Source organism: Pseudomonas hamedanensis (genome assembly GCF_014268595.2).
In the GTDB taxonomy this organism is placed as follows: Bacteria; Pseudomonadota; Gammaproteobacteria; order Pseudomonadales; family Pseudomonadaceae; genus Aquipseudomonas; species Aquipseudomonas hamedanensis.
Map to the genome: position 1 here is coordinate 5,647,104 of NZ_CP077091.1, position 25,042 is coordinate 5,672,145.

A 25,042-nucleotide genomic window follows, 5' to 3' on the forward strand; every position below is an offset into this window, starting at 1 on the left:
AGGCCGGGATGTACATCTATCGCTTGGTCCTGCTTTTGGTCGTCGGGATCTATCTGTTCTCCCCCGCCATCATGGATTGGTGGATCGACGCGACGGGCGCCTGGTATCGCCCTTATCTGCTCTGGCTGATCCTGATTGTCGTGACCTTCATCCTGCAGAGCCAAAAAGATGCCGATGAGCTTTAGCCTGACCCAGATGCTTCTGATCAGCGCCGCGTACCTGGCGGCGCTGTTCGGCGTGGCCTGGGTCAGCGAACGGGGCATGATCCCGCGAGCGATCATTCGCCACCCGCTGACTTACACCTTGTCGCTGGGGGTTTACGCCAGCGCGTGGGCGTTCTACGGCACGGTGGGTCTGGCGTATCAGTACGGCTACGGTTTCCTTTCCAGCTATCTCGGCGTGTCCGGTGCATTTCTGCTGGCACCGGTGCTGCTCTATCCGATCCTGAAAATCACCCGCACTTATCAGTTGTCGTCGCTGGCGGATCTGTTCGCCTTCCGTTTTCGCAGCACCTGGGCCGGCGCGCTGACCACGGTTTTCATGCTGATCGGCGTCCTGCCCCTGCTCGCCTTGCAGATTCAGGCAGTGGCCGACTCCATCGGCATCCTGACCGGCGAGCCGATTCAGAGCCGCGTGGCGCTGGCGTTCTGTGCACTGATCATTCTGTTCACGATCTTCTTCGGCTCGCGCCATATCGCCACCCGCGAGAAACACGAAGGGCTGGTGTTCGCCATCGCCTTTGAGTCGGTGATCAAGCTGATCGCCCTCGGCGGCGTCGGCCTGTATGCGCTCTATGGGGTATTCGACGGCCCTCAGCATCTTGAGCTGTGGCTGCTGCAGAACCAGACCGCCCTCGCCGCGCTGCATACGCCGTTACAGGAAGGGCCATGGCGCACGTTGCTGCTGGTGTTCTTCGCCTCGGCAATCGTGATGCCGCACATGTATCACATGACCTTCACCGAAAACCTCAACCCACGCTCGCTGGTCAGCGCGAGCTGGGGCTTGCCACTGTTCCTGTTGTTGATGAGCCTGGCGGTGCCGCTGATTCTCTGGGCCGGCCTGAAACTTGGCGCCACGACCAATCCGGAATATTTCACCTTGGGCATCGGCATTGCCGCCAACAGCAAGCCGCTGGCGCTGCTCGCTTATGTTGGCGGGCTGTCGGCGGCAAGTGGTCTGATCATCGTCACCACCCTGGCGCTGTCGGGCATGGCCCTCAACCATCTGGTGCTGCCGCTTTACCAGCCGCCGGCCGAAGGCAATATCTACCGCTGGCTGAAGTGGACGCGCCGGGCGCTGATCGTCGCGATCATCATGGCCGGTTTCGGTTTCTACCTGATGCTCGGCGCCGAACAGGATCTGGCCAACCTCGGCATCGTCGCGTTCGTCGCCACCCTGCAATTTCTGCCGGGGGTGCTGTCGGTGCTGTACTGGCCGACCGCCAACCGTCGCGGCTTTATCGCAGGCTTGCTGGCGGGGATTCTGGTCTGGGTGGTGACCATGCTGCTGCCGCTGGTCGGCAATCTGCAGGGTTTCTACATTCCCCTGCTGAACATGATTTATGTGCTCGACGACACCAGTTGGCACATGGCGGCCATCGCCTCGCTGGCGGCCAACGTCTTGATGTTCACCCTGATCTCGCTGTTCACCAACGCCAGCCCGGAAGAGGCGAGTGCCGCCGAAGCCTGCGCGGTGGATAACGTGCGCCGCCCGCAACGTCGTGAGCTGCACGCGGCCTCGCCACAGGAATTCGCCACACAACTGGCCAAACCGCTCGGCGCCAAAGCCGCACAGAAAGAAGTCGAACAGGCCCTGCGTGACCTTTACCTGCCGTTCGACGAGCGCCGGCCTTACGCCCTGCGCCGACTGCGTGATCGCATTGAAGCCAACCTCTCCGGCCTGATGGGGCCGAGCGTGGCGCAGGACATGGTCGAAACCTTCTTGCCGTACAAGGCTGGCGGCGAAAATTACGTCACCGAAGACATTCATTTCATCGAAAGCCGTCTCGAGGATTACCATTCGCGTCTCACCGGTCTGGCCGCCGAACTCGATGCGCTGCGCCGTTACCACCGGCAGACGTTGCAAGAGCTGCCGATGGGCGTGTGTTCGCTGGCCAAGGATCAGGAGATCCTGATGTGGAACAAGGCCATGGAAGAGTTGACCGGGATTGCCGCGCAACGGGTCGTCGGCTCGCGCCTGAGCACCATTGCCAATCCGTGGAAAGAGTTGCTGCAGGGTTTCATCGACCTGCCCGACGAGCACCTGCACAAACAACACTTGGCCCTCGACGGCCAAACTCGCTGGCTGAACCTGCACAAAGCGGCAATCGATGAGCCGCTGGCGCCGGGCAACAGCGGCCTGGTGCTGCTGGTCGAGGATTTGACTGAAACGCAGATGCTCGAAGATAAACTGGTGCACTCCGAACGTCTGGCCAGCATCGGTCGCCTGGCGGCGGGTGTGGCCCATGAAATCGGCAACCCGATTACCGGGATCGCCTGCCTGGCGCAGAATCTGCGCGAAGAGCGTGAAGACGACAGTGAGCTGACGGAAATCAGCGGGCAGATTCTCGAGCAGACCAAACGCGTGTCGCGCATCGTCCAGTCGCTGATGAGTTTTGCCCACGCCGGCAGCCATCAGCACAGTGACGAGCCCGTTTGTCTGGCGCAGGTCGCGCAGGACGCCATCGGCCTGCTGGCCCTGAACCGACGCAACTTCGAAGTACAGTTCTACAACCTGTGCGACCCCGAACACTGGGTCGAAGGCGATCCGCAACGGCTCGCCCAGGTACTGATCAATCTGCTCTCCAACGCCCGTGACGCCTCGCCGCCCGGCAGCGCCGTGCGGGTCAAGAGCGAAGCCGGCGAACACACGGTCGATCTGATCGTCGAGGACGAAGGCAGCGGCATTCCGAAGAACATCATGGACCGATTGTTCGAACCCTTCTTCACCACCAAGGATCCTGGCGAAGGCACCGGTCTGGGCCTTGCACTGGTCTATTCCATCGTTGAAGAGCATTATGGACAAATCACCATCGACAGCCCGGCTGATGTACAAAGCCAACGCGGCACCCGTATCCGGGTGACCTTGCCGCGTCATGTCGAAGCGACGTCCGCTGTGAACTGAGACCGTCGAGAGTATCGAATCAATGCCGCACATTTTGATCGTCGAAGACGAAACAATTATCCGCTCCGCCTTGCGCCGCCTGCTGGAACGTAACCAGTACCAGGTCAGCGAAGCCGGTTCAGTGCAGGAAGCACAAGAACGCTTCACCATTCCCACGTTCGATCTGATCGTCAGCGACTTGCGCCTGCCGGGTGCGCCGGGCACCGAGTTGATCAAGCTTGGCCAGGGCACACCGGTGCTGATCATGACCAGCTACGCCAGCCTGCGCTCGGCGGTCGACTCGATGAAGATGGGCGCGGTGGATTACATCGCCAAGCCTTTCGACCACGATGAAATGCTCCAGGCCGTCGCGCGGATCCTGCGCGATCGGCAATCGGCCCCGGCTGGCGGCGAAGCCGTTGCCAGCAAACCGACCAACGGCAGCAGCAAGGCCGCCAGCGACAACAGCAACGGCGAGATCGGCATCATCGGCTCCTGCCCGCCCATGCAGGACCTGTACAGCAAGATCCGCAAAGTCGCGCCGACCGATTCCAATGTGCTGATCCAGGGCGAATCCGGCACCGGCAAGGAACTGGTGGCCCGCGCCCTGCACAACCTGTCGAAACGCGCCAAGGCGCCGATGATCTCGGTCAACTGCGCGGCCATCCCGGAAAGCCTGATCGAGTCCGAACTGTTCGGCCACGAAAAAGGCGCGTTCACCGGCGCCAGCGCCGGGCGCGCCGGTCTGGTCGAAGCCGCCGACGGCGGCACGTTGTTCCTCGATGAAATCGGCGAACTGCCACTGGAAGCCCAGGCTCGCTTGCTGCGGGTCTTGCAGGAAGGCGAAATTCGCCGGGTCGGCTCGGTGCAATCGCAGAAAGTCGATGTACGTCTGATCGCCGCGACCCACCGCGATCTGAAAAGCCTGGCGAAAATCGGCCAGTTCCGTGAAGACCTTTATTACCGCCTGCACGTGATTGCCTTGAAGCTGCCGCCGCTGCGCGAGCGCGGTGCCGACGTCAACGAGATCGCCAATGCCTTCCTCGCTCGCCAGAGCGCGCGCATCAACCGCACCGATCTCAAATTTGCCGCCGATGCCGAACAGGCCATCCGGCACTATTCCTGGCCGGGTAACGTGCGTGAACTGGAGAACGCGGTCGAGCGCGCGGTGATTCTCAGCGAGAGCCCGGAGATTTCCGCCGACCTGCTGGGCATCGACATCGAGCTGAGCGATCTGGAAGACGACGAGTTCATCGGCCTGCCGCCACAGACCGGCGGTAACGCCAGCAACAGCAGCCATGAGCCGACTGAGGACTTGTCGCTGGAAGACTATTTCCAGCACTTCGTCCTCGAGCATCAGGACCACATGACCGAGACCGAACTGGCGCGCAAACTCGGCGTCAGCCGCAAATGCCTGTGGGAGCGTCGTCAGCGTCTGGGCATTCCACGCCGCAAGACCGGGGTCGCCAGCGAGAGCTGAGCGTTACCCAACACGCGGGCGGGTAACGCATGACCTTGTGAAGAAACTGTTACCGCAGTCGATTCACGTAACAGAAGCCGGGGTTATCGGTAACGAAACCCCGGCTTTTTTTCGCCCCTGCAAAACGGTTATATCGACCTAACCCCTTGTTTTACTGGGCTTGGCAAAAGTTGGCACGCACCCTGCTATATGTTTGGTACAAGAACAATAACAAGCAATGAACAAGACAATAAAAATAAGACGAATCGACTCACGCACAATAAAAACAAGACGGCGAGAGGCGCAGCTAACTGATTCTTTTGGAGAGGCGTTGTATTTGGGGCTTGCCCCACGACCAGGCCGAGAACAACAAAAACTGTCCTAAGACAGAGCCTGTACTGGTTGGATCGACAGATCACTGCAATTCAGCGACCAAAGCAATCCGTTTGCTCTTGGCTCCCGATTGGGAGGGTCACGAAGGAAACACTTCGTGGCGAGGGCACTCAACAAAAACAAGAAGCCCGAATCAATAATAAAAAGAGCACGCAACTACTTCTTGGGGAGCTTCGGCTCCCCTTGTAGTTTCTCCCTCCGCTGAAATCCCCCCTGCTTTCCCTCGCTCGACCCTTGCAGCTTGCGGCTTACAGCTCATATCTGCGGTGTCCTACACCATCCCCCGACTAAATGCTAGAATCTGCGCCCATCATGCGGTCATTCTTTTGGTATGGCCGAACATTCCTTCAAACAGTGCATCCCATGCTGAAGAAGCTGTTCCAGTCATTCCGAACTCCAGTGCGTCGTACGCAACACATCCGCAGCACCCCTGAAGTGCTCAACAGCGGCCAACATTCGCTGCAGAAAACGCAGTTCAGCCGCTATGCGGTGAACATCGTCGAACGCCTGCAAGGTGCCGGTTACCAGGCTTATCTGGTCGGCGGTTGCGTGCGTGACATGCTGCTGGGCATCACGCCCAAGGATTTCGACGTCGCCACCAGCGCCACCCCCGAGCAGGTCCGTGCCGAATTCCGCAACGCGCGGATCATTGGCCGCCGTTTCAAACTGGTGCATATCCATTTCGGTCGCGAGATCATTGAAGTCGCGACCTTCCGCGCCAATCACCCGGTCAACGAAGACGACGAAGACAGCAACCAGTCTTCGCGTAACGAAAGCGGGCGAATCCTGCGCGACAACGTTTACGGCACCCTGGAAGAAGACGCGCAACGCCGCGACTTCACCATCAACGCCCTGTATTACGATCCGGTCAGCGAGCGCATTCTTGACTACGCCAACGGCGTGCACGACATTCGCAATCACCTGATCCGTCTGATCGGCGACCCCAAACAGCGTTACCAGGAAGACCCGGTGCGCATGCTGCGGGCCGTGCGGTTTGCCGCCAAACTCAATTTCGGTATCGAAAAGCACACCGTGCAGCCGATCCGCGAGCTGGCACCGATGCTGCGCGAGATTCCGTCGGCGCGGCTGTTCGAAGAGGTGCTGAAGCTGTTCCTCTCCGGCCACGGCGCGATCACCTTTGAAATGCTGGTCGACCTGCAACTGTTCGCCCCGCTGTTCCCGGCCAGTGCCGAGGCGCTGGAATACAACCCGGAGTACACCCACACGCTGATCAGCGAAGCGCTGACCAACACCGATCTGCGCATCAAGCAGAACAAACCGGTGACCCCGGCGTTCCTGTTTGCCGCCCTGCTCTGGCCTGCGCTGCCGGCCCGCGTGTTGCGCTTGCAGGAACGTGGCATGCCGCCCATTCCGGCGATGCAGGAAGGCGCCCACGAACTGATCGCCGAACAGTGCCAGCGCATCGCGATTCCAAAACGCTTCACCATGCCGATCCGCGAGATCTGGGACATGCAGGAGCGCCTGCCACGCCGCAGCGGCAAACGCGCCGACCTGCTGCTGGACAATCCGCGTTTCCGGGCCGGTTACGACTTCTTGCTGCTGCGCGAGAGCGCGGGCGAGGAAACCGATGGCCTCGGCGAATGGTGGACGGACTATCAGGACGCCAACGACAGCGAGCGTCGCGACATGATCCGCGACCTCAGCGGCAAGGGTGACGATGCCAGTGGCGCGCCACGCAAACGTCGGCGCAGCAGCGGTTCCAAGCGCAAACGCGCCGGTGCGCCGAGCGCGACGGGCGAGTAAGCCATGGAGCGTATCTACATCGGCATGGGCAGCAACCTCGCTGCCCCCGCCGAACAATTGCGCAGCGCCGTCGCGGCGCTGGGGCAATTGCCGCAAACCACCCTTGCCGGCGTTTCCGCTTTTTATCAAAGCGATTCCCTGCTGCCCGGTCAGCCGCGTTATACCAACGCAGTGGCCGCGCTCGACAGCTCGCTCGCACCGATTGAACTGCTCGATGCCTTGCAGGCGATCGAAAATGATCAGGGCCGCGAGCGTCTGGAGCGCTGGGGGCCGCGGACCCTGGATTTGGACATTCTGCTGTTCGGCGATCGCCTGATCGACGAGCCACGGTTGAAAGTCCCGCATTACCAGATGCAGGAGCGCGCGTTCGTGCTCTATCCCCTCGCCGAACTCGCCCCACAGAATTTGCGCTTGCCTGACGGCCGCGCCCTGCCCGACCTGCTGGCAGCCTGCCCGTTCGTCGGCCTGGAACGCCTCTCACAGCCCTGACACAAATCCCCTGTGGAATGCGGTTGTGTGGCGAGGGGATTTATCCCCGTTGGGCTGCGAAGCAGCCCCAAATCTGACCAAACCTGTATTACTAAAATAGGGCCGCTTCGCGACCCAACGGGGATAAATCCCCTCGCCACAGGTCACCTGTCAATCTTCAGTTCTTGTCAGACAAAAATCCCCCAAACCAACCCCGCCGCCACGCTGAATCGCATCAGTAACGCCGGTAACACCCGGCACGTAACAATGCGGTAACACACGCAATTGACTTCCTGTTGGCTCATCACGACTATAGGCGTCCCGCTGCCGCCAACCCGGCACATACGGGCGCAATCCAGGCCTTATAAGCACGACACGAGACCGTGCGCCTGAGTAGATGACGAATCACGCGCGTTACTCGCTGTAGTTTCCAGAGCGCCTGAACGAGGATTTTTTACATGCCAGCCATCACCCTGACCACGCTCCAGAGCCTCAAGCAGAAAGGTGAAAAGATCACCATGCTGACCTGCTATGACGCGACTTTCGCCCACGCCTGCAACGAGGCCGGAGTCGAAGTGCTGCTGGTCGGCGACTCCCTCGGCATGGTCCTGCAAGGTCACGACAGCACCCTGCCGGTGACCACCGCAGAAATGGCCTACCACACCGCCTGCGTCAAACGCGGCAACACCGACGCCCTGATCCTGGCCGACCTGCCGTTCATGGCCAACGCGACCCTCGAGCAAACCTTGAGCAACAGCGCCATGCTGATGCAGGCCGGCGCGCACATGGTCAAGGTCGAAGGTGCGTTGTGGCTGGCCGAGTCGATCCGCCTGCTGGCCGAACGCGGCGTGCCGGTCTGCGCGCACATGGGCCTGACACCGCAAGCGGTGAACATTCTGGGTGGCTATAAGGTGCAGGGCCGCAACGAGAATCAGGCGCGGCAGATGCGTGCCGACGCGATCTCGCTGGAACAGGCCGGCGCGGCGATGCTGTTGCTCGAATGCGTGCCCAGTGAACTGGCGGCAGAAATCAGCCAGGCCGTGAAGATTCCGGTGATCGGTATCGGCGCGGGTAATGCGACCGACGGCCAGGTACTGGTGCTGCACGACATGCTGGGCCTGTCGATCACCGGCCGCGTACCCAAATTCGTCAAGAACTTCATGCACGGTCAGGACAGTATCCAGTCCGCGCTGAAGGCCTACGTCAACGAAGTCAAAGCCACCACGTTCCCTGGCATCGAACACGGATTCTCCGCATGAACACCGTCAAAACCGTACGCGAACTGCGCGCCGCTGTAGCCCGCGCCCGCAGCGAAGGCAAACGCATCGGCTTTGTGCCGACCATGGGCAACCTGCACAGCGGCCATGTCGCACTGGTCACCAAGGCCACGCAACGGGTCGATTTCGTGGTCGCGAGCATTTTCGTCAACCCGCTGCAATTCGGTGCCGGCGAAGACCTCGACAAATACCCGCGCACCCTGGCGGCTGACCAGGAAAAACTCCTCGAAGCCGGTTGCGACCTGCTGTTTGCGCCGACCGTTGAAGAGATGTACCCGGACGGCATGGCCGGACAAACCCGGGTCAGCGTGCCGCAACTGTCCGAAGGCTTGTGCGGCGCCAGCCGTCCGGGGCACTTCGAAGGGGTCGCGACGGTGGTCAGCAAACTGTTCAACATGGTCCAGCCGGACCTGGCGATCTTCGGCCAGAAGGATTATCAGCAACTGGCGGTAATCCGTGCGCTGGTGCATGACCTCAACATGCCGATCCAGATCATCGGCGAGCCCACCGTGCGGGCGGCCGACGGTCTGGCACTGTCGTCGCGTAACGGTTTCCTCAGCGAGGACCAGCGCGCGGTCGCACCGGTGGTCTATCGCACGCTGAGCAATATTGCCGAAGCGATCAAACAAGGTGATCGCGATTACCCGACGCTGATCAGCGCGCAGTTGCAACTGCTGGAATCGGCAGGCCTGCGTCCGGATTACCTGGAAATTCGCCATGGCCTGACGTTGCGTCCGGCGACCGCGGAGGATCGCGACCTGGTGATTCTGGTGGCGGCATTCCTCGGCACCACTCGGCTGATCGACAACCTGCATCTGAACCTCGATAGCCCGATCTGAGCACACGGAAATCCCCCTTGTAGGAGTGAGCCTGCTCGCGATAGCGGTCCGTCAGTCACAGCTCCATCGACTGACTCACCGCTATCGCGAGCAGGCTCACTCCTACAAGGTTTGCGGCGTTCTGGAGAACTCGTTTCAGCCATATTGCCGCCCCCCAAGCCTTCAGGCACACTGCCCGCCGTTCGATTCCAACCCGGGAAAACCCCTCATGCACGCGATCATGCTCAAGGCCAAACTGCACCGCGCCGAAGTCACCCATGCGGTGCTCGATTACGAAGGTTCGTGCGCCATCGATGGCGAGTGGCTGGACCTGTCCGGCATTCGTGAGTACGAGCAGATCCAGATTTATAACGTCGACAACGGCGAGCGCTTCACCACCTATGCGATTCGCGGCGAAGAAGGTTCGCGGATGATTTCGGTCAATGGCGCCGCCGCTCATAAGGCCAGGGTCGGCGACCGCGTGATCATCTGTGCCTACGCTCACTACAGCGAAGCCGAACTGCTCAACTTCAAACCGCGCATGCTGTACATGGCGCCGGGCAATGAACTGAGCCACACCAGCAACGCCATCCCGGTTCAGCTCGCCTGAGCCACCGCAGCAGCCGTCCCTCTCCGTTTGTCGGCCAAATCCCTGTTCGAATGTTAAAAAAGTACAGGGATCTGGTCAGACAAAGTCAAGACAGAACGCAGCGCGAGGTTTACTGTATTCGCCCTGTGTCCAGAAATCGTGTCGACACAGTTGATCCCACGCCGAGCGCGGCGTGGTGGATCTGTTCCGTGTTCAAAAGGCCGTTCAAGTAAAAAGGAAAACCGCAGCGATGGCGTACTACCGCACTCCTCATGACGTTACCGCTCTGCCTGCCTGGCAAGCGTTGAAAGATCACCGCCAAGCCATGCAGGATTTCAGCATGCGCGAAGCCTTCAACGCCGATCCGCAGCGTTTCAATCAGTTCACCCTCAGCAGCTGCGGACTGTTTCTCGACTATTCGAAGAATCTGATCAACGCCGAGACCCGCAACCTGCTCGTGGGTCTGGCCAATCAAGTCGATCTCAAGGGCGCGATCAAAGCGCTGTTCGACGGTGAAATCGTCAACGCTTCCGAAGGTCGCCCGGCCCTGCACACTGCCCTGCGCCGCCCGGTAGGCGACAAGTTGTCGGTCAACGGTGTCAACGTGATGCCGGAAGTGCACAAGGTGCTGAACCAGATCACCGATCTGGTCGGCCGCATCCACGACGGTCTGTGGCGTGGTTACACCGAGAAGCCGATCACTGACGTGGTCAACATCGGCATCGGCGGCTCGTTCCTCGGCCCTGAGCTGGTCTCCGAAGCGCTGCTGTCCTATGCGCAGAAAGGCGTGCGGTGCCATTACCTGGCGAACATCGATGGCAGTGAGTTCCACGAGCTGACGCAGAAACTGCGCGCCGAAACCACGCTGTTCATCGTTTCGTCGAAATCCTTCAACACCCTTGAAACCCTGAAGAATGCTCAGGCGGCACGCGCCTGGTACCTGGCCCAGGGTGGTTCGGAAGCCGAGCTGTATCGTCACTTCATCGCCGTATCGAGCAACAACGCGGCGGCCGTGGCCTTCGGCATCCGCGAAGAAAACATTTTCCCGATGTGGGACTGGGTCGGCGGTCGTTACTCGCTGTGGTCAGCGATCGGTCTGCCGATTGCCCTGGCGATCGGCATGTCCAACTTCAAGGAACTGCTGTCCGGTGCCTACACCATGGACCAGCACTTCCAGACCGCGCCGTTCGAACAGAACATGCCGGTGCTGCTGGCCCTGCTCGGCGTGTGGTACGGCAACTTCTGGGGCGCGCAAAGCCACGCGATCCTGCCGTACGACCACTACCTGCGTAACATCACCAAGCACTTGCAACAGCTGGACATGGAATCCAACGGCAAGAGCGTGCGTCAGGACGGCACCTCGGTGTCCACCGACACCGGTCCGGTGATCTGGGGCGGCGTCGGCTGCAACGGTCAGCACGCCTACCACCAGTTGCTGCACCAGGGCACCCAACTGATCCCGGCCGACTTCATCGTGCCGATCGTCAGCTTCAACCCGGTCTCTGACCACCACCAGTGGTTGTACGCCAACTGCCTGTCGCAGAGCCAGGCGCTGATGCTCGGCAAGACCCTGCCGGAAGCCGAAGCCGAACTGCGCGACAAGGGCATGGACGAGGAAGACGTGCGCAAACTTGCACCGCACAAGGTGATCCCGGGCAACCGTCCGAGCAACACCCTGGTGGTCGAGCGCATCAGCCCGCGTCGCCTCGGCGCACTGGTTGCCATGTATGAACACAAAGTGTTCGTGCAAAGCGTGGTCTGGGGCATCAACGCCTTCGACCAGTGGGGCGTGGAACTGGGCAAGGAGCTGGGCAAAGGCGTCTACAACCGTCTGGTCGGCAGCGATGAGACCGTGGCTGACGATGCTTCGACCCAGGGCCTGATCAACTACTTCCGTGGGCGTCATCGCGGGTGATGTAAATAGGTTGCCCACGAACTTGTGGGCGACACATTGCCAATGTGGGAGCGGGCTTGCTCGCGAATGCGGTGGATCATTCAGCCTCTTTGTTGACTGAGACACAGCATTCGCGAGCAAGCCCGCTCCCACAGTCGTTTTGTGTACACCTGAATTCAACATCCGCAATCGGATTTCTGTTCCGGCTTGAACCCTTCCGCCCATCGGCGCATCTTTATTCCTGTCGCACCACAAGAATAAGGAACCGTCATGTTCGATATCAGCACGTTCCCCAAAGCCGATGCCGTGCGCCAGGCTGCGCAGTTGAGTCAGGACGAGTATCGGCGCCTGTACCGCGAATCGATTGAACACCCCAGCACCTTCTGGGCCGAACAGGCCAAGCGTTTTCTCGACTGGAGTACGCCATGGCAGACCGTTCAGCGCTATGACCTGAAAACCGGTGAAGCGGCCTGGTTTGTCGGTGGCAAGCTCAACGTCAGTCATAACTGCATCGACCGCCACCTGGAACAACGCGGCGAGCAGACCGCCCTGCTCTGGGAAGGCGACGACCCGGCTGAATCGGCGCAAATCACCTACCGAAAACTTCACCAGCATGTCTGCCGACTGGCCAACGTGCTAAAAAGCCGTGGCGTGAAAAAAGGCGCCCGGGTGTGCATCTACATGCCGATGATCCCCGAAGCCGCTTACGCGATGCTCGCCTGCGCGCGGATCGGTGCGATTCATTCAGTGGTGTTCGGCGGCTTCTCCCCGGACTCCCTGCGCGACCGTATCCTCGATGCCGATTGCCGCACCGTGATCACCGCGGATGAAGGCGTGCGCGGCGGCCGCGTTGTGTCATTGAAGAGCAACGTCGATAAAGCCCTGCAAAGTTGCCCGAACGTCAGCAGCGTCGTGGTGGTCGAGCGCACCCGTGGCAAAGTCGACTGGGTCGAGGGCCGCGACCTCTGGTACCACCAGGCCGTGCGTGAGGTCGGCGACGATTGCCCGCCCGAGCCGATGGACGCCGAAGACCCGCTGTTCATCCTCTACACCTCCGGCAGCACCGGCAAGCCCAAAGGTGTGCTGCATACCACTGGCGGCTATTTGCTGCAGGCGGCGATGACCTTCAAATACGTACTCGATTACCGCGACGGCGAGGTGTTCTGGTGCACCGCCGACGTCGGCTGGGTCACCGGCCACAGTTACATCGTTTATGGGCCGCTGGCCAACGGTGCGACCACGCTGATGTTCGAAGGCGTGCCGAGCTATCCGAGCAGCGCGCGTTTCTGGCAGGTGATCGACAAGCACAAGGTCAACATCTTCTACACAGCGCCCACCGCCCTGCGCGCGTTGATGCGTGAAGGTGCCGGCCCGTTGAAGGAAACTTCGCGCGCCAGCCTCAGATTGCTCGGCAGCGTCGGTGAACCCATCAACCCGGAAGCGTGGGAATGGTATTTCAACGTGGTCGGCGAGCAGCGCTGCCCAATCGTCGACACTTGGTGGCAGACCGAAACCGGCGGCATCATGCTTAGCCCGCTGGTCAGCGCACAACGGATCAAACCGGGCTGCGCGACGCAACCGATGTTCGGCGTGCAACCGGTGTTGCTGGATGAAGTGGGCAAGGAAATCAAAGGCGCCGGCAGCGGCGTGCTGGCGATCAAATCGAGCTGGCCGGCGCAGATCCGCAGCGTTTATGGCGACCCGCAACGGATGATCGACACTTACTTCAAACCTTATCCCGGCTACTACTTCACCGGTGACGGCGCGCGGCGTGACGAGGATGGCGATTACTGGATCACCGGGCGCATTGACGACGTGATCAACGTCTCCGGCCACCGCATCGGCACTGCCGAAGTGGAAAGCGCGCTGGTGCTGCACGACAGCATCGCCGAGGCCGCGGTGGTCGGTTATCCCCATGACGTCAAAGGTCAGGGCATCTATGCATTTGTCACGCCGATGAACGGCACCGAAGCCGATGACGCGTTGAAAAAAGACCTGCTGGCCCATGTCAGCAAGGAAATCGGCAGCTTTGCCAAACCGGACCTGATCCAGTGGGCACCGGCATTGCCGAAAACCCGTTCGGGCAAAATCATGCGACGCATCCTGCGCAAGATCGCCTGCAATGAGCTCGACACTCTTGGCGATACTTCGACGCTGGCTGATCCAAGCGTCGTACAAGACCTCGTTGATAAACGTTTGAATCAATAGCTTCGCGAGCAGGCTCGCTCCCAACAAGTGACCGCAGTGCCAATGTGGGAGCGAGCCTGCTCGCGAAGGCCATCACGCCATCGCCCGGCAAACTGTTAAACTCCCGCGCCCCAATTCCCGTCAGCAAGGCGCCCGCATGTCTTCCTTGAATCAGGCGCTGCGCGCCGCCCTCGATCAACGCCAGGACCTGCTCGCGACCCTGCACAGCCAGGGTACCGATTGCTATCGCCTGTTCCACGGCAGCCAGGAAGGTGCCGGCGGCCTGACGATTGATCGCTACGGTCCGCAACTGCTGGTGCAGAGTTTCCATCAGTCGCTGGAGCGAGATGAGCTGCTGCAACTGCATGCGATGGTCAACCAGACGCTGGGCTTCGACACCTTGCTGGTCTACAACGACCGTTCCCGTGGCAACTCGCGAATCGATCGCCAAGACAGCGTTTACACCGCAGATGACGCGGCACTGGCGGATCTGGTCGGCCACGAATGGGGCCTGAACTACCGGGTGCGCGGGCGGCATGCCGGGCAGGACCCGCTGCTGTTCCTCGACCTGCGCAACACGCGCGGCTGGGTCAAGGATCACGCCCAGGGCAAAAGCGTGCTCAACCTGTTCGCCTACACCTGCGGCGTAGGCCTCAGTGCTGCGGCGGGCGGTGCGCGCGAGGTGTGCAACCTGGATTTCGCCGAGGGCAATCTGGCGGTCGGCCGCGAAAACGGGTTACTCAATCCGCAACTGCCGCCGATGCAATTCATTCAGTCCGATTACTTCCCGGCGATCCGCCAGCTCGCCGGCCTGCCGATCAGTCAGCGCCGCGGGCAGAAACTGCCGAGCTATCAGCGCCTCGAACAACGTCAATACGATCTGGTCCTGCTCGACCCGCCGGCCTGGGCGAAAAGTGCGTTCGGCACCGTCGATCTGCTGCGCGACTATCAGAGCCTGCTCAAACCGGCCCTGCTGACCACCGCTGACAACGGCGTGCTGATCTGCTGCAACAACCTGGCGAAAGTCAGCATGGACGACTGGCGCGAGCAAGTGCTGCGTTGCGCCGAGAAAGCCGGGCGACCGGTACGCGACTGGAGCGTAATGACACCGGGCGCCGACTTCCCGTCGCTGGATCAGCAGCCACCGCTGAAAACCCTCATCTTGCAGCTTTAGCCACTTTCCTGAAGACGCCGCGCCCTTGTAGGAGTGAGCCTGCTCGCGATAGCGGTATGTCATTTAACAATTTCGGTAACTGACACACCGCTATCGCGAGCAGGCTCACTCCTACAATGGGAATCTGTTCCTACAGAGAAAACTGAACAATCCTCTCCCACATCAAGCACTTCGGAACCAGAATCGCGTGCCATACTCCAAGGCACTCCGATTCAGACAGATGAAGCCGCACATGCCCAAAGGATTGATTCGCGCGATTGGCGCCCTGTTGACCGCCCTGGCCCTCTACAGCCTGCTGGGGTTTCTGATCCTGCCGGGCATTGCCCTGCGTGTGGCCAACCAGCAACTGGCGAACTACGCGACGGTGCCGGCGCACCTGCAGCGCATCGAATTGAACCCGTTCAGCCTTGAAGTCACCCTGTGGGGCCTGATGATTGGCGAACCGGGCAAGGAACAGGTCGGCTTCGACCGTCTCTACGCCAACCTGCAACTCGACAGCCTGTGGACCAAAGCGCTGCATCTGTCGGACATCGAGCTGGACAAGCCCAAGAGCGAAATCCTTTTCGCCAAGGACGGCAAGCTCAACCTGCTCGGCCTGTTCAACATCCCGCCGAGTGAGCCGACACCCGCCGATCCCGACGCCAAGCCGTTTCCGCTGCGCATCGACAACATCAAGCTGGCCGGCGGCGTCGTGCATTTCGAAGATGTGCGGCCCAGCGAGCCCATCGAATTCCTCTATGACGACCTCAGCTTCGAGCTGAAAAACCTCAGTACCCTGCCCGAAGACAGCGCCGACATGACTCTGGTAGCGATCGGCCCCGCTGGTGGGCGGATCGACTGGAGCGGCAACTTCAGCCTGATCCCCTTCACCTCAGAAGGCACACTGAAAGTCACCGACGGCCAGATGAAAGCGTTCTGGCCTTACGTGCGCGACGCGGTGCCGCTGGTGCTGGAGAACGGCGTGGTCAGCCTCAGCACCGAGTACAAACTCAATCTGTCGAAACAGACCGAACTGCTGCTCAACAACGTAGCGGTGAGCATTGCACCGTTCGCCATCAAGGCACCGGACGGCCGGCCGCTGGCGAAGCTAGAGCGCCTCGATGTCAGCGAAACCTCCGTGGATCTGGCCAAGCAGCAAGTGCTGGTCGGCAAAATTCGTAGCAACAAACTGGAAACCTGGGCCGCGCTGGAAGCCGACGGCCAACTCGACTGGCAGAAGCTGTTCGCCAGCCAGCCGTCGAAACCCGCTGCCAATGCCGCCGCCGAGCCGGCCGATGCGCCGGCGGCCGCCGACTCACCCAAGCCTGAATCGACTGCGCCAAGCAAACCGTGGCAGGTGCTGATCAAAGACGTGCAACTGCGCAACTACACCGTGCACCTGGCCGACCGTTCCGCCAAGCCTGCGGTGGCGCTGGATATCACCCCGCTGAACGTTGACCTGCAGGATTTCGACAGCCTCAACGGCTCGCCTTTCAAGCTCAGACTCGACAGCGGGCTGGGCAAGCAAGGCAAGATCAGCGCTGACGGCACGGTCAATCTGGCACCGGTCAACGCGCAGCTCAACGTCAAGACCCAGGACATCGACCTGCGTGTCGCGCAGTCCTACATCAATCCCTTTATTCGTCTGGAGCTGCGCAGCGGCATGCTCGGCAGTGACCTGAAGGTCAACCTGAAAAGCACCGAACCGCTGGCGCTCAGCGTCACCGGCCGCGCGCAGATCGATCAGTTGCACACCCTCGACACGCTCAAGACCCGCGACTTCCTCAAGTGGCAGCAAGTGGTGGTCGAAGGCTTGAACTACCAGCACGGCGACAGCCTGTCGATCGACAAGGTCAACCTGTTCCAGCCCTATGCGCGCTTCATGATCAACGATGACCGCACCACCAACATCGACGACCTGCTGATCGCGCAACCGGCTGACAGCGGTACAAAAACGACCGCCGCGAAACCCGCCGGCAAAGACAAACCGCTGGGCATTCACATCGGCGCGATTGCGATCAACGACGGCTCGGCCAACTTCGCCGACTTTAGCCTGACACCGAACTTCGCCACCGCCGTGCAGCAGCTCAACGGTCAGATCGGCACCATCGACAGTCGTCAGGCGAAGCCGGCCAGCGTCGACATCAAAGGCAAGGTCGATCGTTATGCACCGGTGACCATCAAGGGTGCGGTCAACCCGTTCGACCCGATGGCCAGCCTCGACATCGCCACCAGTTTCAAACGGGTCGAACTGACCACCCTGACGCCCTACTCCGGCAAGTTCGCCGGTTACCGCATCCGCAAGGGCCGGCTCAATCTCGATTTGCATTACCTGATCACCAACGGCCAGTTGAAAGCCGACAACAAAGTGGTGGTCGAGCAATTGCAGCTTGGGGAAAAAGTCGACAGCCCGGACGCTGTCAGCCTGCCGCTGAAACTGGCGATAGCCTTGCTCAAGGACGTCGACGGCAAGATTTCCATCGAGTTGCCGGTGACCGGCGACCTCAATAACCCTCAGTTCAGCGTGATGCCGATTGTCTGGCAGACCCTGCGCAACCTGATCGTCAAAGCCGCCGCCGCGCCATTCAAGATGATTGGCGGGCTGGTCAGTGGCGGTGGTTCCGAAGACCTCGGCACCGTGTCCTTCGCGCCGGGGTCCAGCGACTTGAGCAAAGACGCCGAAGCGGCGCTGGTGAAACTGTCGCAAGCGCTCAAGGAACGTCCGGCCCTGCGCCTGGAAATCGAAGGCACCGCCGCGAAAAGCAGCGACGGCCCGCTACTCGCCGAGCAGCGCCTGGAACGGGAATACCAATACAACTACTACAAGATGCTCCAGCGCCGTGGCGACAAGGTCCCGGCCCAGGCGTCGCTGCTGCAAGTGCCTGACAGCGAGAAAGGCCCGTTGCTTGAGGGTATTTATCGCACCCGCCTGAAAACCCAGCCGCCGGCAGAATGGAAGGATCTGGGCAAGGAAGAACGTACGGCGAAAATGCGCGAAGGCGTGATCGCGTTCTGGAGCGGCAGCGACGTGCTGCTGCGTCAGTTGGGTCAGGATCGCGCCAGCACGATCAAGGATTACCTGGTCGACAAGGGCAAGCTTGAGGATGACCGCGTGTACTTCATCGACGCCAATCTTGGCGAGGCCGAGAGCGATGGCCGGGTGGTAACGCAAATGCACCTGGATGCCGAATGACAACGCGTCACTGGCTGGCTGTGCTCGCGCTGACGTGTGCCGCCAGCCATGCGTCAGCGTCGGATACCCTGCGCTGCGGCAGCCAGTTGATCAGCCTTGGCGACCGCTCAAGCGAGGTCCTGCAAAAATGTGGCGAACCGGTCAGTCGTGACGTTCTGGGCTACAAGCGCAGCGCCAATCGCCGCGAAGAGTTTCAGGTCGAAGAATGGACCTACGGCCCGAACAACGGCATGTACCAATACCTGCGCTTCGAAGGCAATCGCCTGCGACAGATAACCAGCAAACGCGGTAATTGAAGAACATCCCCCCTTGTAGGAGTGAGCCTGCTCGCGATAGCGGTCTGTCAGTCAACACTGATTCAACTGACAGACCGCTATCGCGAGCAGGCTCACTCCTACATTGTTTTGTGTGCCCCCTGAAATAGAACAGGCCCCGACACAAGTGCCGGGGCCTGTAATGGTCACATCCCTGTGACCGTTCGCATGAACTCTAAAGTTGCGACAGACGTATTGCTCGGCCCGCCTGTCGCGTCTTCTCCCGGTCCAGGCGAGAAGCCTTGCCTTACTCGGCTTTCAGGCCGTCAGCGGAGACCGCTTTGACGCCTTTGATTTTCTTGGCGATGGCCACAGCCGTTTCTTTCTGCGATTCGGTTACTGCGGTGGTCGACGACAGGGAAACAACGCCTTTGTTGGTTTCAACCTTGATGTCAGTGCCAGGAATGCCTTTTTCGGTGACCAGATCAGCTTTGACCTTGGTGGTGATCCAGGTATCGGAAGTAGCTTCTTTCGCTTGAGTAACTTCACCGGCAGCCAGAACCATTGGCGACTGGGTAGCCTGAGTGGTCTGGGCGAATGCGCCGCCAGCCATGGTCAGGGTCAGAGCGGTAGCAGCGGCAGTGATAGCGAACTTCTTCATACGAGTAACTCCTGTTTTTACTTGAAGTCTGCTGTAACGCTTGTCAGCAGGGTTACTGGAGATATTGCGAACGCTGTGCCAACTTTTTCGAACAGGTAAAACACTTTAAAAACAATAACTTACGAAAACAGGCAATTTTCATTTTCATGCAAAATGCATGACTGGGGCATTCTTCACATGCAACTTGCGGTTTTTTGGAAAGTTCATAAGCTGCTGAAATTATTAGAGCTTTTGTGAAGCGGTGAGAATTAAAAAAATGCCCCGCAAGCGCGGGGCATTCGGTCGGCAGGCCGCGATTATGTACCGCTGGCAGTGCAGCCTTTGGGCGAGTAATCGGGGGCGACGGTGGTAGCGCATGTCCACACACCAGCACCAGTGCCGGACGAGCGAGTCAGCGTAATAGTCTTGTCGAGGACCGGGCCGGGGGCGTTTTTGATCGTGCAGACGATTGTGCCAGCGCCCGTCGAAGCAGTACCCGACGCCGTCACGGCGCAATTGGAGGTGGTCACCGCGGCACTGCCTGCAACCAGCGTCAATGTCGGATCGGTGCCCTGGTTGATCGTGTCCTCAAACGGCACTTTCAATGCACTGATCTCCGCGAGCCCCGCCGTCACCTTCGACCGCGCCTGGTACTTCGTATACTGCGGCAGGGCGATGGTCGCCAAGATCCCGATGATCGCCACCACGATCAGCAGCTCGATCAATGTGAAGCCTTGTTGTTTTTTCATAGACACACTCCAGGCATGAGGCGAAATCTCATGATCTGAACAAGCCTCAGCACAGCCCATGCCAACGCCTTCAGGCCCCGCCCACTGGGCGCGAGGGTTTGACAGTGCGGTTTCCTACAACCTGCAACCGCACTATCTGACACTTTTTGTCACCTGCACCGGCCGTGTTTGGCGCTGTCACTTGACTAGGCTATAAGTCATGAATGGCAAGCGTGCGGAATCCCCATGAATGACATCGCTCTGAGCGGTCTGGCCAAGCAATTGGTGCAGGCCGAACTGCTCACGGAAACAGGCGCCCAGCAGGCCTGGCAACAAGCGCAGCGCAATCGCGTATCGCTGGTCAATTATCTGGTGCACAACAAGCTGGTGAAAAGCCGGCAGATCGCCGAAATCGCTTCGGAACATTTTGGCATGGCCCTGCTCGACCTCGGTTGCCTCGACAAGGAAACCCAGCCCAGAGGACTGGTCAGTGAAAAACTGGTGCGCCAGCATTGCGCCCTGCCCTTGTGGCGACGCGGCAATAAACTGTTTGTCGGTATCTCCGATCCGAGCAACCAGCAGGCAATCAGCGACATCCAGTTCAGCACCGGCCTGAGCACCGAAGCGATTCTGGTCGAGGACGACAAGCTCAGCGATGCCATCGACAAGTTTTTCGAGACCCACACCAGCGGCCTCGAAGAAATGGCCGATGTCGATCTCGACGGGCTGGACGTCGAGTCCGTCGACGACAATAAGCAGGACGCCATCGGCGGCCTCGACGCCGACGATGCACCCGTCGTGCGCTTCGTGCACAAGATGCTGCTGGATGCGATCAAAAGCGGCTCCTCCGACCTGCACTTCGAACCCTACGAGAAAAATTATCGAGTGCGGGTGCGCACCGACGGCATGCTGCGCGAAGTGGCCAAACCGCCGATCCAGTTGGCCGGACGCATCGCCGCGCGCCTGAAAGTCATGGCCAGTCTCGACATCTCGGAAAGGCGCAAACCCCAGGACGGGCGGATCAAAATGCGCCTGTCGAAAAGCAAATCCATCGATTTTCGCGTTAACACCTTGCCGACCCTGTGGGGCGAAAAAGTGGTGATCCGGATTCTCGACCCGTCCAGCGCGCAGATGGGCATCGATGCACTGGGTTACGAGCCCGAGCAAAAGGCCTTGTACCTGGCCGCGCTGAAGCAGCCGCAAGGGATGATTCTGGTCACCGGCCCGACCGGTTCCGGCAAAACCGTGTCGCTGTACACCGGCCTGAATATTCTCAATACCGTCGACATCAATATCTCCACGGCCGAAGATCCGGTGGAGATCAACATGGAAGGCATCAACCAGGTCAACGTCAATCCACGGCAGGGCCTGGACTTTGCCCAGGCTCTGCGTTCGTTCCTGCGTCAGGACCCGGACGTGATCATGGTCGGCGAGATCCGCGACCTGGAAACCGCCGAAATCGCCATCAAGGCCGCACAGACCGGGCACCTGGTGCTGTCGACCCTGCACACCAACAGCGCCGCAGAAACCCTCACGCGCCTGCACAACATGGGTATTCCCGGCTTCAATATCGCCACCTCGGTCAGCCTGATCATCGCCCAGCGGCTGGCGCGCAAATTGTGCAGCCACTGCAAAAAGCCCATCGACATTCCTCGCGAAACCCTGATCAAGGAAGGCTTCCCCGAGGAACGCATCGGCAGTTTCACGATCTACGAGCCGGTCGGTTGCGATCACTGCAACGGCGGTTACAAGGGACGCGTGGGGATTTATGAAGTGGTGAAAAACACACCGGACTTGCAACGGCTGATCATGGCCGAGGGCAATTCACTGGAAATCGACAGCCAGATGCGCCGCGACGGCTTCGACGATTTGCGCACCTCTGGACTGCACAAGGCCATGCAAGGCATTACCAGCCTTGAGGAAATCAACCGAGTCAGCAAGGACTGAACATGGCGGCCAAGGCAGCGAAAATCAGCGTCTACGCCTGGGAAGGTACGGATCGCAAAGGCAGCAAAGTCTCAGGTGAACTGAGCGGGCAAACCCCGGCATTGATCAAAGCGCAGTTGCGCAAACAGGGGATCTCCCCCGGCAAGGTGCGCAAGAAGTCGGCGTCCTTGCTCAGCTTCGGTCAGCGCATCAAGGTTCGCGACATTGCCCTGTTTACCCGGCAAATGGCGACAATGATGAAGGCCGGTGTTCCGCTGCTGCAATCGTTCGACATCATCGGCGAGGGCTTCGAAAACCCGGCGATGCGCAAACTGGTGGACGAGGTGAAGCAGGAAGTCGCGGCGGGCAACAGCTTTGCCACCGCGCTGCGCAAAAAGCCGCAGTACTTCGACGAGCTGTATTGCAACCTGGTCGACGCCGGCGAGCAGTCCGGCGCCCTCGACACCCTGTTGGAACGCGTCGCAACGTATAAGGAGAAGAGCGAAGCGCTCAAAGCGAAGATCAAGAAGGCCATGACCTATCCGACAGCCGTGTTGCTGGTGGCGGCGGTGGTCACCGGGATTCTACTGGTGAAGGTCGTGCCGCAATTCGAGTCGGTGTTCTCTGGTTTCGGCGCCGAACTGCCGGGCTTCACCCTGATGGTGATCAGCCTTTCGGAATTCATGCAGCAATGGTGGTGGGCGATGCTGCTGGTGTTGGTGGCGGCCATTTTCGGCCTGCGCCATGCCTTGAAAAAATCCCAGGCCTTGCGCGATCGCCGCGACACCTTACTGCTGAAACTGCCGCTGGTGGGCACGCTGATGTATAAATCCGCCGTCGCCCGTTTTGCCCGCACTCTGTCGACCACCTTTGCCGCCGGCGTACCGCTGGTGGAGGCGCTCGATTCGGTGGCCGGTGCCACCGGCAACGTGGTGTTCAAACGCGCCGTGCTGCGCGTGCGCCAGGATGTCTCCACCGGCATGCAGTTGAATTTCTCGATGCGCAGCACGGGCGTGTTTCCCAACATGGCGGTGCAGATGACCGCCATCGGCGAAGAGTCCGGCGCCCTCGATGACATGCTCGACAAAGTCGCGGGGTTTTACGAAGAGGAAGTGGATAACATGGTCGACAACCTCACCAGCCTGATGGAGCCGTTCATCATGGTGGTGCTGGGAGTGATCGTCGGCGGGCTGGTGGTGGCCATGTACCTGCCGATTTTCCAACTCGGCTCAGCGGTCTGACATGCCTCTCGACGAACTCTTCGCCCTGTATCCGCTGGCCTTTGTCTGCACCGCGTTGCTGCTGGGGCTGGTGGTCGGCAGCTTCCTCAATGTACTGGTCTGGCGCCTGCCGAAAATGCTTGAGCGCGATTGGCGCGAGCAGGCCCATGAGGTGCTCGGCTTGCCCGCGGATCAAGCGTTGCCGACCTACAACCTGCTGCTTCCTCACTCCCAATGCCCGCACTGTGCACACCGAATCCGCGCCGGGGAAAACATTCCGCTGCTCAGTTACCTGTGCTTGCGCGGGCGCTGTTCGGCCTGCGCTGCACCGATCGGTAAACGCTATCCGCTGACCGAACTGGCCTGCGGCCTGCTGTCAGCCTTCATTGCGTGGCACCTGGGTTTTGGTTGGCCGGCCTGCGCGCTGATCGTGCTGACGTGGGGGTTGCTGGCGATGAGCCTGATCGACAGCGAACATCAACTGTTGCCTGATGTGCTGGTGCTGCCGCTGTTATGGCTGGGGCTGATCGTTAACAGTTTCGGGTTATTTGTGCCGTTACACGATGCGCTGTGGGGCGCGGTGGCCGGATATATGGCGCTGTGGTCGGTGTTCTGGCTGTTCAAGCTGATCACCGGCAAGGACGGCATCGGCCATGGCGATTTCAAGCTGCTGGCGCTGCTCGGCGCCTGGGGCGGCTGGCAGATACTGCCGCTGACGATTCTGCTGTCCTCGCTGGTGGGCGCGTTGCTCGGCGTGATTGTGCTGCGTCTGCGCAAAGCGCAGACCTCGACGCCGATCCCTTTCGGCCCCTACCTGGCAATTGCCGGCTGGATTGCCTTGCTCTGGGGTGGTCAAATGACCGACTTCTATTGGCAGTTTGTCGGTTTGAAATGAATACCCCTGTGGAAAAACCCTGGATCCTCGGCCTGACCGGCGGCATCGGCAGCGGCAAAAGCGCGGCAGCCCAACACTTCATCGACCTCGGCGTGCATGTGGTGGATGCCGATCATGCGGCGCGCTGGGTGGTCGAACCCGGCCGCCCGGCGCTGGCGAAAATTGCCGAACACTTCGGTTCCGGCGTGTTGCAGGCCGACGGTACGCTGGACCGCGCCGCCCTGCGCAAACTGATCTTTGAAGTGCCCGAGGAGCGTCGCTGGCTCGAAGCCTTGCTGCATCCATTGATCGGCGAGGAAATCGCCCATCATCTGGCGCTGGCACAATCGCCCTACGCGATTCTGGTGTCGCCGTTGTTGATAGAATCCGGCCAATACGCGATGACCCAGCGCATCCTGGTCATCGACGCTGCGCAACAACTGCAGATCGAACGCACCTTGCAGCGTGACCAGACCAGCGCCGAGCAGGTCCAGGCGATCCTCAAGGCGCAATCGAGCCGCGAAGACCGCGTGAGCCGTGCCGACGATGTGATCGTCAACGACCGCGACCTCGCCTGGCTGCACAGCGAGGTCGAACGGCTGCATCACTTTTACCTGACTTTATCCGGAGGCCAAGCATGAGCCACATTCCAACCGTTGAATGCCCAACCTGCGGCGCACCCGTCGAATTCACCCCGAAAAGCGAATTCCGTCCGTTCTGCTCCCATCGCTGCAAACTGATCGACCTCGGCGCCTGGGCGTCGGAAGAACACAAGATTCCGGTTGCACCGGATGCTGAAGACGAACTGTTCTCGGGCGATTTCGACCCGCGTCACTGACCCCGATCAGGGCCGCATGAAGCTATAGTCCTGACCATCGTCGAGGTTTTCCGCCAGAAAACGCAACTCGTCGGCGAGGTCTTCGGCGTTGCGCACAGCCTTGCTCTGCTGCACCACCGCGCTGAGCAAGGCGCGCAAACTCAGGCCCGGGTCGAAGCCCACTTCCAGCGCCATGTCCAGATTCTGCCGGGTTTCCTGCCGCGCCCATTCGTAAACGCCCATGCCACTACTCCTGAAGGGATTTGCGCGAGCATGAAATCTCTCC

21 protein-coding genes are annotated in these 25,042 nt (G+C 60.3%); 18 read left to right on the top strand and 3 right to left on the bottom strand.

The genetic code is table 11. The annotated features are described in order from the left end of the window. Positions 1-8: 8 nt before the first annotated feature. The 13 genes from HU739_RS24735 (at position 9) to HU739_RS24795 (ending at position 18,593) form a co-directional block, all read left to right on the top strand. Positions 9-185 carry a hypothetical protein gene (locus HU739_RS24735; RefSeq protein ID WP_003176118.1) on the top strand — a complete coding sequence of 59 codons (177 nt, stop codon included), beginning with the start codon at positions 9-11 and terminating at the stop codon, positions 183-185. Next, on the top strand, positions 169-3,123 hold the full coding sequence (locus HU739_RS24740; RefSeq protein ID WP_186546913.1) for a sensor histidine kinase: 2,955 nt from the start codon (positions 169-171) through the stop codon (positions 3,121-3,123). The genes HU739_RS24735 and HU739_RS24740 overlap by 17 nt, the downstream gene beginning before the upstream one ends. 22 nt (positions 3,124-3,145) lie before the next feature. Further along, positions 3,146-4,582: a sigma-54-dependent transcriptional regulator gene (locus HU739_RS24745; RefSeq protein WP_186546912.1), complete on the top strand. Its 1,437-nt coding sequence runs from the start codon at positions 3,146-3,148 to the stop codon at positions 4,580-4,582. A gap of 735 nt (positions 4,583-5,317) precedes the next feature. Next, positions 5,318-6,718 carry a polynucleotide adenylyltransferase PcnB gene (locus tag HU739_RS24750; RefSeq protein ID WP_186546911.1) on the top strand — a complete coding sequence of 467 codons (1,401 nt, stop codon included), beginning with the start codon at positions 5,318-5,320 and terminating at the stop codon, positions 6,716-6,718. Positions 6,719-6,721: 3 nt separating this feature from the next. Then, positions 6,722-7,207: a 2-amino-4-hydroxy-6-hydroxymethyldihydropteridine diphosphokinase gene (folK, locus tag HU739_RS24755; RefSeq protein ID WP_186546910.1), complete on the top strand. Its 486-nt coding sequence runs from the start codon at positions 6,722-6,724 to the stop codon at positions 7,205-7,207. A 437-nt stretch (positions 7,208-7,644) separates the two neighbouring features. Continuing rightward, positions 7,645-8,445, top strand: a complete 801-nt coding sequence (panB, locus tag HU739_RS24760; RefSeq protein WP_186546909.1) for a 3-methyl-2-oxobutanoate hydroxymethyltransferase — start codon at positions 7,645-7,647, stop codon at positions 8,443-8,445. Next, the gene (gene panC, locus HU739_RS24765; protein ID WP_186546908.1) at positions 8,442-9,302 is read left to right on the top strand and encodes a pantoate--beta-alanine ligase; all 861 of its coding nucleotides are present in this window, start codon (positions 8,442-8,444) and stop codon (positions 9,300-9,302) included. The genes panB and panC overlap by 4 nt, the downstream gene beginning before the upstream one ends. A 208-nt stretch (positions 9,303-9,510) precedes the next feature. Then, positions 9,511-9,891 (top strand): aspartate 1-decarboxylase, encoded by a 381-nt coding sequence (gene panD / locus HU739_RS24770; RefSeq protein WP_186546907.1) that lies wholly within the window; start codon positions 9,511-9,513, stop codon positions 9,889-9,891. Between the two features lie 229 nt (positions 9,892-10,120). Further along, positions 10,121-11,785 carry a glucose-6-phosphate isomerase gene (pgi, locus tag HU739_RS24775; protein WP_186546906.1) on the top strand — a complete coding sequence of 555 codons (1,665 nt, stop codon included), beginning with the start codon at positions 10,121-10,123 and terminating at the stop codon, positions 11,783-11,785. Positions 11,786-12,034: 249 nt separating this feature from the next. Then, positions 12,035-13,972, top strand: coding sequence for an acetate--CoA ligase (gene acs, locus HU739_RS24780; protein ID WP_186546905.1), 1,938 nt, complete (start codon positions 12,035-12,037; stop codon positions 13,970-13,972). A 136-nt stretch (positions 13,973-14,108) separates the two neighbouring features. Continuing rightward, a complete protein-coding gene (locus HU739_RS24785; protein ID WP_186546904.1) occupies positions 14,109-15,125 on the top strand; it encodes a class I SAM-dependent rRNA methyltransferase in 1,017 nt (338 codons plus the stop codon). A gap of 220 nt (positions 15,126-15,345) precedes the next feature. After that, positions 15,346-18,297 (top strand): DUF748 domain-containing protein, encoded by a 2,952-nt coding sequence (locus HU739_RS24790; RefSeq protein ID WP_186546903.1) that lies wholly within the window; start codon positions 15,346-15,348, stop codon positions 18,295-18,297. After that, positions 18,294-18,593: a DUF2845 domain-containing protein gene (locus HU739_RS24795; RefSeq protein WP_186546902.1), complete on the top strand. Its 300-nt coding sequence runs from the start codon at positions 18,294-18,296 to the stop codon at positions 18,591-18,593. Before HU739_RS24790 ends, HU739_RS24795 begins: the two co-directional genes overlap by 4 nt. A gap of 265 nt (positions 18,594-18,858) precedes the next feature. Here the strand turns inward: HU739_RS24795 and HU739_RS24800 are convergent, their stop codons facing one another. Together HU739_RS24800 and HU739_RS24805 are read right to left on the bottom strand one after the other, a co-directional pair. Continuing rightward, positions 18,859-19,212, bottom strand: a complete 354-nt coding sequence (locus HU739_RS24800; protein ID WP_186546901.1) for a BON domain-containing protein — start codon at positions 19,210-19,212, stop codon at positions 18,859-18,861. A gap of 296 nt (positions 19,213-19,508) precedes the next feature. Next, positions 19,509-19,940: a pilin gene (locus HU739_RS24805; protein ID WP_186546900.1), complete on the bottom strand. Its 432-nt coding sequence runs from the start codon at positions 19,938-19,940 to the stop codon at positions 19,509-19,511. 225 nt (positions 19,941-20,165) lie between these two features. Here HU739_RS24805 and pilB point away from each other — a divergent pair, with 225 nt between their 5' ends. Genes pilB through yacG form a run of 5 tightly spaced genes read left to right on the top strand, consistent with a single transcriptional unit; the run spans position 20,166 to position 24,777 of the window. Then, positions 20,166-21,866 (top strand): type IV-A pilus assembly ATPase PilB, encoded by a 1,701-nt coding sequence (pilB, locus tag HU739_RS24810; protein ID WP_186546899.1) that lies wholly within the window; start codon positions 20,166-20,168, stop codon positions 21,864-21,866. Positions 21,867-21,868: 2 nt separating this feature from the next. Next, positions 21,869-23,086: a type II secretion system F family protein gene (locus HU739_RS24815; protein ID WP_186546898.1), complete on the top strand. Its 1,218-nt coding sequence runs from the start codon at positions 21,869-21,871 to the stop codon at positions 23,084-23,086. Between the two features lies 1 nt (position 23,087). Next, positions 23,088-23,960: a prepilin peptidase gene (locus tag HU739_RS24820; RefSeq protein ID WP_186546897.1), complete on the top strand. Its 873-nt coding sequence runs from the start codon at positions 23,088-23,090 to the stop codon at positions 23,958-23,960. Next, positions 23,957-24,580 (top strand): dephospho-CoA kinase, encoded by a 624-nt coding sequence (gene coaE / locus HU739_RS24825; RefSeq protein ID WP_186546896.1) that lies wholly within the window; start codon positions 23,957-23,959, stop codon positions 24,578-24,580. Before HU739_RS24820 ends, coaE begins: the two co-directional genes overlap by 4 nt. Continuing rightward, positions 24,577-24,777, top strand: coding sequence for a DNA gyrase inhibitor YacG (gene yacG, locus HU739_RS24830; RefSeq protein ID WP_186546895.1), 201 nt, complete (start codon positions 24,577-24,579; stop codon positions 24,775-24,777). The genes coaE and yacG overlap by 4 nt, the downstream gene beginning before the upstream one ends. Positions 24,778-24,783: 6 nt before the next feature. Here yacG and HU739_RS24835 read toward each other — a convergent pair whose 3' ends face one another. Next, complete coding sequence (locus HU739_RS24835) at positions 24,784-24,999, bottom strand: hypothetical protein (protein ID WP_186546894.1); 216 nt, start codon at positions 24,997-24,999, stop codon at positions 24,784-24,786. Between the last annotated feature and the right edge of the window lie 43 nt (positions 25,000-25,042).